General features: G+C 70.5%; 9 protein-coding genes and 1 pseudogene. 1 reads left to right on the top strand and 9 read right to left on the bottom strand.

From position 1 onward, the window contains the following. The 6 genes and pseudogenes from AC1D15_RS09215 to purE all read right to left on the bottom strand — a co-directional run. Positions 1-217 (bottom strand): annotated as a pseudogene (locus tag AC1D15_RS09215) (OmpW/AlkL family protein); the annotation flags it as partial. 38 nt (positions 218-255) lie between these two features. Continuing rightward, entirely contained in the window at positions 256-1350 is a 1095-nt protein-coding gene (locus AC1D15_RS09210; RefSeq protein WP_047507900.1) for an SGNH/GDSL hydrolase family protein, read from the bottom strand. Between the two features lie 215 nt (positions 1351-1565). Next, the gene (locus AC1D15_RS09205) at positions 1566-2567 is read right to left on the bottom strand and encodes an SGNH/GDSL hydrolase family protein (RefSeq protein WP_465110640.1); all 1002 of its coding nucleotides are present in this window, start codon (positions 2565-2567) and stop codon (positions 1566-1568) included. Between the two features lie 36 nt (positions 2568-2603). Further along, positions 2604-3602, bottom strand: coding sequence for an L-threonylcarbamoyladenylate synthase (locus AC1D15_RS09200; protein ID WP_047507734.1), 999 nt, complete (start codon positions 3600-3602; stop codon positions 2604-2606). A gap of 22 nt (positions 3603-3624) precedes the next feature. Then, the gene (locus AC1D15_RS09195; protein WP_047507732.1) at positions 3625-4800 is read right to left on the bottom strand and encodes a 5-(carboxyamino)imidazole ribonucleotide synthase; all 1176 of its coding nucleotides are present in this window, start codon (positions 4798-4800) and stop codon (positions 3625-3627) included. Continuing rightward, positions 4797-5261 carry a 5-(carboxyamino)imidazole ribonucleotide mutase gene (gene purE, locus AC1D15_RS09190; RefSeq protein WP_477825744.1) on the bottom strand — a complete coding sequence of 155 codons (465 nt, stop codon included), beginning with the start codon at positions 5259-5261 and terminating at the stop codon, positions 4797-4799. Before purE ends, AC1D15_RS09195 begins: the two co-directional genes overlap by 4 nt. Positions 5262-5392: 131 nt before the next feature. On the opposite strand from purE, the gene AC1D15_RS09185 reads away from it, so the two are divergent. Beyond that, positions 5393-6331: a tetratricopeptide repeat protein gene (locus AC1D15_RS09185; RefSeq protein WP_047507730.1), complete on the top strand. Its 939-nt coding sequence runs from the start codon at positions 5393-5395 to the stop codon at positions 6329-6331. Positions 6332-6337: 6 nt separating this feature from the next. On the opposite strand, the gene AC1D15_RS09180 is transcribed toward AC1D15_RS09185, so the two are convergent. The 3 genes from AC1D15_RS09180 to fba form a co-directional block, all read right to left on the bottom strand. Beyond that, entirely contained in the window at positions 6338-7432 is a 1095-nt protein-coding gene (locus tag AC1D15_RS09180) for a tetratricopeptide repeat protein (RefSeq protein ID WP_477825743.1), read from the bottom strand. 5 nt (positions 7433-7437) lie between these two features. Continuing rightward, positions 7438-8343: a phosphoribosylaminoimidazolesuccinocarboxamide synthase gene (locus tag AC1D15_RS09175; protein WP_047507726.1), complete on the bottom strand. Its 906-nt coding sequence runs from the start codon at positions 8341-8343 to the stop codon at positions 7438-7440. A 101-nt stretch (positions 8344-8444) separates the two neighbouring features. Continuing rightward, a complete protein-coding gene (gene fba, locus AC1D15_RS09170; RefSeq protein ID WP_477825742.1) occupies positions 8445-9509 on the bottom strand; it encodes a class II fructose-bisphosphate aldolase in 1065 nt (354 codons plus the stop codon). Positions 9510-9697: the final 188 nt, after the last annotated feature.

Here is a 9697-nt window from a genome sequence, read left to right as displayed (position 1 = left end):
GCATGTAGCCGAGCGTGAAGATCGCCTGCGTGTCGCTCTTCACGTCGACCTTGCTGTTGGGCAGGCTGGAGGCGCTCAGGTCGTCGCTCTTCACCTGCGGCGCGATCTGGTTGGCTCCCGCCTTCACCATCCAGGTGCCGGCCGATTGCGCGAGTGCCGCGGTGCTGCCGAACAGTGCCAGCGCCGCGATCGCAAGGGTCTTGATGCCATGGGTCATGGGAATGTCCTTTGGTGGGCGGATCGATGGGCGCGGGCTCAGAGCCAGCCGCTTTCGACCATGCGCTTGGCGACGAAGCGCGCGAGCAACTGGTAGGCGAACGGCGTCGGGTGCACCGTGTCGGCGAACTCGTAGCGCGAGGTGTCGCCGGCGATCAGCGTGTCGGTCGAGCAGACCAGCGAGCTGGCGAAGGGCATCTTGACCGTGTTGGCGGTGTTCGCGCTGGCCAGGTCGCAGGCCGGCGTCGTCACGTTGGTCAGGCCGTACATCTCGGGATGGGCGACCTGGTCGCGTCCCTGCGTGTAGGCGTCGACTTCGAGCACGCCGGTGGTGCCGGTCAGGCCGGCGTGCAACTGGGCGTTGAACTGCGTCACCATCGTGTTGATCAGCGTCTGCACGTCCGCACTCTGCGAATAGCCGAGCGGTGTCTGGCTGACGTCGGGCAGGTTCACGACGACGACGTGCGTCGCGCCCTTCGCGAGGATCAGCGTCTTGATGTAGGCCGCCAGCTCGCCGCCGGCCTGGGCCATCGCGGTGACGGCCTGCGTCGGCGTGGCCTGGGCCGCGCTCACGGCCGCCAGGTTGATGAACACGTCGTTGCCGCCCGCCATCACCGTGACCAGCTCGGTGCCGCTGAAGCTGCCGCCGACGGCGGTCAGGTGGTTGTTGATCTGCGTGACGACCGGCACGGTGAGCTGGCCGACGTAGCCGCTGGTGTCGCCGGCGGCAATGAGGGCCTTGTTGCCGGGGCCAACCGGGTTGGTCACCCGCGCTCCGCCCTGGGCGTAGCCGTAGCAGCCGGCATGGGCCGCGGCGGCCTGCGCGAAGCCGGCCAGCGGTCCCGACGATTCCAGTCCGGTCTGCGCCGCGCACGGTGCGCCGGTGCCGGCCTGCACCGCCAGCAGCTCGGTCCAGTTCTTCGCGGCGCTGCTGTTCACGGTGTACTTGCCGCCGTGGGTGGTCGCGACCAGCGCCGCCGTGGCGTACGTTCCGACATCGCTCAGGCTGTCACCGAACGACACCGTCGCGCTGTACTGCACGCGCGGCGACTGGTCGCCATCACCCCCGCCGCCACACGCGGCGAGCAGCAGCGACGCGAGCGTCACCGCACCCCAGGAACGGAAGTTCTTCATGCAATCCCCTTGGTTGGTCGGCGGGCGCAAAACAGCACCCTCCTGTCGTGATGGATGGTTGCGGCCGACTATAGAGAGACACCGTTGCAGTGCCTCGTCGGAGAAACCCCGCTCGCCGTGTAAAGAAGCGTAGCAGCCCGGAGCGTGTCTCCCGGCGGGCCGAGCGCCGGGCCGCCCCAAGCCGGCCCGCATCCCCCCGAGGGGTGGTCATCAGGTCAGAACGGGTTGTTGACGGCGCGGCTGGACGCCATCGAGCCGAGCTGGCCGTGGGCGGACGGGCCGAAGCGCAGGTTGTCGGCCCACAGCCAGGTGGAGCCGGTCGCATCGAGGGTGCCCGATTCCGGCACCTTCTTCAGCGTCGTCATGGTGCAGTTCGGCAGCACGGCGGTGCTCAGGCAGGCCGCGGCGTTGTTGTTCACCAACCCGTAGTTGGGGTAGTTGCGCACCATGTCCTGCAGGCGCTCGTCGAACACCACCAGGCCGACCGACTTGCCGCCGTCCTTCACGTCCTCGAGCTTCAGCCGCAGCGCCGCATTGAACTGGAAGCTGAGGGCCGACAGGAAGGCCGCGCGCCCCGGGTTCGCCAGGTCCTCGGCAGCCGCATACGGCGTCAGGCCCTGGTCGGCGGCGGTCGCGACGACCACCTTCGCGCCGAGGTCGGCCAGCCGGATGATCTGCCCGCCCAGCGCATCGCCGGCCGCGGCGGCGGCGGCCTGCAGGCTGCCCGCGTCCTGGCCGGGGAACTGCTGGTACAGCGCGACGATGTCGTTGGCGCCGGCCATCACCGTGACCAGGTCCTTGTTCGACAGCGAGTCGCCGGAGGTGAACTGCGTGATCTGCGAGGCCACGTCGTTGACGCCGGCGCCCACCGTCGCCAGCGTCTGCGCCGTGACCGCCGCGCTGTTCGGGTTGCACTCCGCGAAGACCAGGCCGAAGGTGCCGGCCACCATCTGGATCCAGATCGGGAAGCTCGAGCAGTCCAGCGCGGTGGTCGGCGTGGCCGGGGTGGTGGTGGTGTCGAAGATCACCGCGTTGATGCTGTACTTGGCGCCGGTGCTCGACATCACGCTGGCTTCGTCGCCGAACGAGATCAGCCGCCGTGGCACGAAGCGCTCGACCTGCGTGCCGCCACCGCACGATGCGAGCAGCGTGGCCGCCAGCACGGCCGCACCGAGGCGCACCCAGCTCTTTTGCTTCGGATCAGCCTTGAAAATCATGAACACTCCAGAGGGGAAAACGGTGAGGGGAGGAAGTCAGGCGGCGGCAGCCCGTTGCAGGCGGTCGCGCACACCGTCCCATTCGGGATCGGCGGGCGGCTCTTCCACCCAGATCAGATGCACGCCCTCGGCATCGAGTTCGCGCAGCGCGGAAAAAAGTTCGTGGGCCGCCTGCGACGCCTGCGACGGCATCACGCGGTGGCGCAGCCCGCGCACCGCCTTGGCGGGCACGGTCCGCGAATATACCGCCAGCTTCAATGTCGAGCCTTCGAGCATCTGCAACGCGGTATTCAGCATCGGCCCGGCCATCAGGCGCAGCTTGGCGCGCGGGGCGTAGTGGGCCTCGAGCGTGCCGGAGGCGCGCGGCGCGGCCTCGTCGCGGTCGGCCAGCGGCTGGCCGGCGGCCGCCTCCAGCTGCCGGCGCGTCAGCACGCCGGGGCGCAGCAGCACCGGGCGGCCGCGCGAGCAGTCGACGATGCTCGATTCGATGCCGACCTCGCAGTCRCCGCCGTCGAGCACCAGCAGCGCGTCGCCGAACTCCTCGACCACGTGCGCGGCGCGCGTCGGGCTGATGCGGCCGAAGCGGTTCGCGCTCGGTGCCGCGACGCCCGGCACGCCCAGCGCCTTGGCCTCGCGCAGCAGTGCCTGCGCGACCGGGTGCGACGGGCAGCGCAGGCCGATGCTGTCCTGGCCGCCGGCCGACGCACCGGCCACGCCGGGCGCGCGCGGCACGATCAGCGTCAGCGGGCCGGGCCAGAAGCGGGCCGCGAGCTGCTGTGCGACGGCCGGCCAGTCGGCGGCGAACACCTGCGCCGATCCGACGTCGGGCACGTGGACGATCAGCGGGTGGTCGGCCGGCCGGCCCTTGGCGGCGAAGATCTTCGCGACCGCCGCGTCGTCATCGGCGCGGGCGGCCAGGCCGTAGACCGTCTCGGTCGGCATGCCGACCAGCTCGCCATCGGCCAGCGCGCGGGCGGCCTGGTGGACGGCCTGGGTGGCCGCGGCAGCGGCGGGATCGCGGGCATCGAGCAGCACGGCAGGTCCTCGTCTCAGCCGCTCACCAGGCCGCGAGGCCCAGGTGCTCGGCCGCCTGCAGCGCGACCGCGTGGGCGAGCTCGGCCGTCGCGGCGGTGACCGTCAGGTGGCCCATCTTGCGGCCCGGGCGGGCGCTGGCCTTGCCGTAGAGGTGCAGGTGCACGCCCGGCAGCGCCAGCACCGCGGCCCAGTCGGGCTCGGTTTCGGTCGCGTTTTCGACTTTGCCGTCGCGGAACCACAGGTCCCCGAGCAGGTTCAGCATCACCGCCGGCGAGTGCAGCCGCGGCGCGGCCAGCGGCGCACCGGCCAGCGTGCGCACCTGCAGGTCGAACTGCGACTGGTCGCAGGCGTCGAGCGTGTAGTGGCCGGAGTTGTGCGGGCGCGGCGCCATCTCGTTGGCGACCAGCCGGCCGTCCTTCAGCACGAAGAATTCGACGCACAGCACGCCGACGTAGCCGAGCGTCGCGGCGATGCGCCCGGCATGCGCGATGGCCTGCTGCTGCACGTCGGGCGTCACGTCGGGCGAGGGCACGCGCGTCACCGCGAGGATGCCGTCGCGGTGCAGGTTCTGCTGCAGCGGGAAATGCACGCTCGCGCCGTCGGCGCCGCGCGCGACGATCACGCTCACCTCGTAGGCCAGCGGCAGCATCTGCTCGAGCACGCAGGGCACCTGCTTCAGCGCGTCCCACGCGGCGGCGAGCGCGGCGCGGTCGGCCACCCGCACCTGGCCCTTGCCGTCGTAGCCGAGGCGCGCGGTCTTCAGGATGCCGGGCAGCAGCGCGTCGTCGACGGCGTCGAGCTGGGTGCGGGTCTCGATCAGCGCGAACGGCGCGCACGGCACGCCGCAGCGGCCGAAGTGCGCCTTCTCGGCGGCCCGGTCCTGGCAGACCGCGACCGCATCGCCCGCCGGCGCCACCGGCCGCATCGCGGCCAGCGTGCGCAGCGCGGCGGCCGGCACGTTCTCGAACTCGGTGGTGATGGCCGCGCTGACGGCGGCCAGCTGCGTGAGCCCGGTCGAATCGAGGTAGTCGGCGCGCACATGGTGGTGCGCGACCAGGCCGGCCGGGCTGGCGGCGTCGGGGTCGAGCACCGCGGTGGCGTAGCCCATCTGCTGCGCGGCGTGCACGAACATGCGGCCGAGCTGGCCGCCGCCCATCACGCCCAGGGTCTGGCCGGGGGGGATGAAGCGCTGCGTCATTTGAGTTCGGCGGACATCGCGCGGGCGACCTCGGTCTGGCGGGCGCGGTAGGCCTCGAGCCGGGCGCGCAGCGCGGGCTGCTCGCAGGCCAGCATCGCGACGGCGAACAACGCGGCGTTGGCTGCGCCTGCCGCGCCGATCGCGAAGGTCGCGACCGGGATGCCCTTGGGCATCTGCACGATGGAATGCAGCGAATCGACGCCCTGCAGGTGGCGGCTCGCGACCGGCACGCCGAGCACCGGCACGGTGGTCTTGGCGGCCAGCATGCCGGGCAGGTGGGCGGCACCGCCGGCGCCGGCGATGATCGCGCGCAGGCCGCGCGGCGCGGCCGTTTCGGCGTAGGCGAACATGTCGTCGGGCATGCGGTGGGCAGAGACCACGCGCGCCTCGTAGGGCACGCCGAACTCGGCGAGAATCTCGGTCGCGAGGCGCAGGGTCTCCCAGTCGCTGCTGGAACCCATCACCACGCCAACCACGGGGGCGCTGCTCACGGCTCGCTCCAAGGGCTGAACAACCTTGAATTGTAGGCGGCGCGGCCCATCTGACCTCTAGGGCCTGTCAGCACTGCCCGCCTTCCCTTTGCCGGAACACGATGGACATCACGATTCAGAACTTCGAAGCCGACCTGATCAACGCCTCGGTCGAGCAGCCGGTGCTGCTGGACATTTGGGCACCGTGGTGCGGCCCCTGCAAGGCGCTGACGCCGGTGCTCGAGAAGATCGAGGTCGCCTACGCCGGCCGCTTCAAGCTGGCCAAGCTGAACGCCGACGAGCAGCCCGAGATCTCCGGCCAGCTGTCGCAGATGTTCGGCGTGCGCAGCATCCCGTTCTGCGTGCTGTTCAAGGGCGGCCAGCCGGTCGACGGCTTCGTCGGCGCGCTGCCCGAGGCGCAGGTGCGCGAATTCCTCGACCGGCACGTGCCGAGCGCCGAGGAAGCGGCCGCCGGCGAAGACCTGGCCGCGGCCGAGGAGCTGCTGGCCGAGGGCGATGCCGACAGCGCGCTGGAGCGCCTGCAGGAGGCGGTGGCGATCGACCCGGGCAATGACGTGGCCCGCTACGACTACCTGCGCGCGCTGCTGACGGCCGGGCGTGTCGATGACGCGCGCCGCGCGTTCGACCCGGTCGCGAGCAAGGTGATGCTGGACGCGCGGCTGGCCGCGGCCGGCCACTGGCTGGCGGCCAGCGAGAAGGCCGCGTCGGCGCGCAGCCCCGAGCAGCTGGCGGCGGCGATCGCCGCGAACAAGCGGGATTTCGACGCCCGCTTCGAACTCGCCCAGACGCACTTCGCCGCGCAGCGCTTCACGCAGGCGATGGACGAGCTGCTCGAGATCGTGATGCGCGACAAGGCCTGGAACGGCGAGCTGGCGCGCAAGACCTACGTGGCGATCCTCGAGCTGATGAGCAAGCCGGCGCCGAAGGCCGAGGCCGCGGCGCCGAAGGGTGCGCTGGAGGTCACGGGCAAGGTCAATACCGCGCCGGCCGACCCGGTCATCGACCAGTACCGGCGCAAGCTGAGCATGGCGCTGTTCTGATCCGGGCTACGTGAGCGCCGCGTCGAGCAGGCGCAGCACCTCGGCCTGCTCGTCGGCGAAGGCCTTCCAGGCCGCCTCGGCCTGCTGCGAGTGCTTCTTGGCGGCATCGACCTGGCCGAGTGCCGCGTAGACCTGCGCCAGCCGGCTGTGCGTGGCGGCGCGGTCGTCCAGGTCGCAGTCGGCGCGGTTCGCGGCCTCGGCGGCCTGCGCATCCCCGCGTGCTGCATCGGCCTGCTTCAGCTGGATGCGGCACCACGCCAGGTCGGCGCGCAGCCAGTTCGCCATGTGCGCCGCGCCCTGGGTCAGCGCATGGTCGAGGTGCAGCTCGTACAACGGCAATGCGTCGGCATGCCGGCCCTGCAGCGACAGCAGCTGCGCCCGCATGACCGGCGCCAGTGCATCGAGCGCCGCGGTGCCGACCAGCGCATCGAAGTTCTGCGACGACTCGGCGCCGAGCATCGCCTGCCGCGTGGCCTGCGCCTCGCCGGGGCCGCTCAGCACGTTCTGGCGCGCCTGGCTGGCGTTCAGCCAGGCCATGTTGGCGAGCAGCGCCGCGAGCGTCGCCTCGTCGCCCTCGGACGTGGCGTGCTGGCGGGTCAGCGTGTACCAGGGCTGGGCCCGCTCGTAGCGGCCGGCGAAGTGGTAGGTCTGCGCGATCACGAGGCTGATGCGCGACTGTGCCGCATGATGTTTTGCATCCGCGAGCCGCAGGGTCTCGGCAACGCGCCGCGCCATCGACGCGAAGTCGTGCCGCACGTAGTCGAGGTGGGCCAGCCAGGCACTGCACAGCGCATGCAGCGCCGGTTCTCGCGCGGCTCCGCTCATCGCGTAGGCGCGGTGGATCTTGTCGACCGCCTCGGCCGAGCCGAGCTTGCCGTAGTGCGCGATCAGCCCTTCGGCCAGGCTGATCCACGCGCTCAGCGCCATGTGCGGCTGCAAGGCGTACTGCTGCTGCAGCCCGGTGAGCGTCTTGCGCGCCTCGTCGAAGTGGCCGTGGCGCGCCATCAGGCAGGCGCGTTCGGCGCGCAGGCAATCGGCCTTGACCGGGTTGCCGGCGGCATCGATGGCGGCGTCGAGCTGCTTCAGCAGGCGGGACTGCATGGCGCTCAGGAGGTCAGGCGTTGCAGGGCTTCGCGGTACTTGGCGGCGGTCTTCTCGACCACCTCGGCCGGCAGGGCCGGGGCCGGGGCGCGCTTCGGCCAGGGTTGGCCGTCGATGCGGACCTGCTCGAGCCAGTCGCGCACGAACTGCTTGTCGTAGCTCGGCGGGTTGCGGCCTTCGCGGAAGGCGGCGTCGTAGCCCTCGACCGGCCAGAAGCGCGACGAGTCGGGCGTCAGCACCTCGTCCATCAGCGTCAGCGTGCCGTCGCTGTCGAGCCCGAACTCGAACTTGGTGTCGGCGATGATGATGCCCTTCTTCAGCGCGATCGCGGCGGCGCGGGTGTAGAGCTGGATCGCGGTGTCGCGCACGCGCACGGCGAGGTCGGCGCCGATGATCTGCGCCATCTTGTCGAACGAGATGTTCTCGTCGTGGTCGCCCATCTCGGCCTTGGTGGCCGGCGTGAAGATCGGTGCCGGCAGCGGGCTTGCGTTCTTCAGCCCGGGCGGCAGCGCGACGCCGCACACCGACTGGCTCTGCTGGTACTCGCTCCAGCCGCTGCCGGCCAGGTAGCCGCGCACCACGGCCTCGACGGGCAGCGGCTTCAGGCGCTTCACGAGCATCGAGCGGCCGCGCACCTGCGCGCGCTCGGCCGCGGTGACGACGCTCTCGGGGTCGTCGCCGGTCAGGTGGTTCGGGATGATGCCTTCGAGGTGCGCGAACCAGAACAGCGCCATCTGCGTCAGCAGCTCGCCCTTGCCGGGGATCGGTTCGCCCATGATCACGTCGAACGCGCTGAGCCGGTCGCTCGCGAGCATCAGGATACGGTCCGCGCCCACCGCGTAGTTGTCGCGAACCTTGCCGCGCGCGAGCAGGGGCAGGGAGGTGAGGGTGGAGTTCAGAACGGCGTTCATGGGCTCTTTCGGCGCAGGGGCAGGACAGCGCCGGATTGTAGTGAGCCACGAACGACGAAGCCCGGCATGGCCGGGCTTCATCAACAGTGAGGATGCGGGTTTCAGACCACCATCTGCGCCAGCTCACCCTTGGCGTAGCGCTGTGCCACCTGCGCGAGGCTCTGCGCCTTGATCTTGCCGGACTGGCCTTCGCAGCCGAACTCCAGGTAGCGCTGCTTGCAGATCGCCTTGGCGGCCTCGCGCGCCGGCTTCAGGTACTCGCGCGGGTCGAACTTCTCCGGGTTCTGCACGAAGAACTTGCGGATCGCCGCCGTCATCGCCAGGCGGATGTCGGTGTCGATGTTGATCTTGCGCACGCCGTGCTTGATGGCTTCCTGGATCTCGCTGACCGGCACGCCGTAGGTTTCCTTCATGTCGCCGCCGTACTCGCGGATCGCGGCCAGCAGCTCCTGCGGCACGCTCGAGCTGCCGTGCATCACCAGGTGGGTGTTCGGGATGCGGGCGTGGATTTCCTTGATGCGGCTGATCGCGAGGATGTCGCCGGTGGGCTTGCGGGTGAACTTGTAGGCGCCGTGGCTGGTGCCGATCGCGATCGCCAGCGCATCGAGCTGGGTGCGCTTGACGAAGTCGGCGGCCTGCTCCGGGTCGGTCAGCAGCTGGTCCATCGTCATCGTCGCGTCGGTGCCGTGGCCGTCTTCCTTGTCGCCCTTCATCGTCTCGAGCGAGCCGAGCACGCCCAGCTCACCTTCGACCGTGACCCCCACCCGGTGCGCCATGTCGACCACCTTGCGCGTCACGTCGACGTTGTAGTCRTAGCTSGCGATGGTCTTGCCGTCGGCYTSCAGCGAGCCGTCCATCATCACCGAGCTGAAACCCAGGTTGATCGCGCCCTGGCAGACGTCCGGGTTCTGGCCGTGGTCCTGGTGCATCACCAAGGGAACCCGGGGGTAACTTTCGACCGCCGCGAGGATCAGGTGCTTGATGAACGGCTCGCCGGCGTACTTGCGGGCGCCGGCGCTGGCCTGCAGGATGACCGGGGCGCCGACCTCGTCGGCCGCGCTCATCACGGCCTGCACCTGCTCGAGGTTGTTGACGTTGAAGGCCGGAATTCCGTAGCCGTTCTCGGCGGCATGGTCCAGCAGCTGACGCATCGAAACGAGTGGCATGGCGATGTCCCTGGAAGTGAAGAAACCCTTCAGCCGGCATGAAACCGCGCTGTAACTCGCAGCATTGTACTGAGCAGCTCCGCGGGAAAACCCCGTGCCGGCGATGGCCTCCCCCGAGCGCGGGGGGCGGCGAGCCGGTCTCCAGCATGCACCGGAAATGGCCGGTCTTCCAGCCGCTTTTCCTGCTC

Source organism: Rhizobacter sp. P2_H2, assembly GCF_056403375.1.
Note: the sequence above shows the minus strand (reverse complement) of the source record. Positions and strands in the feature narration are given on the sequence as shown.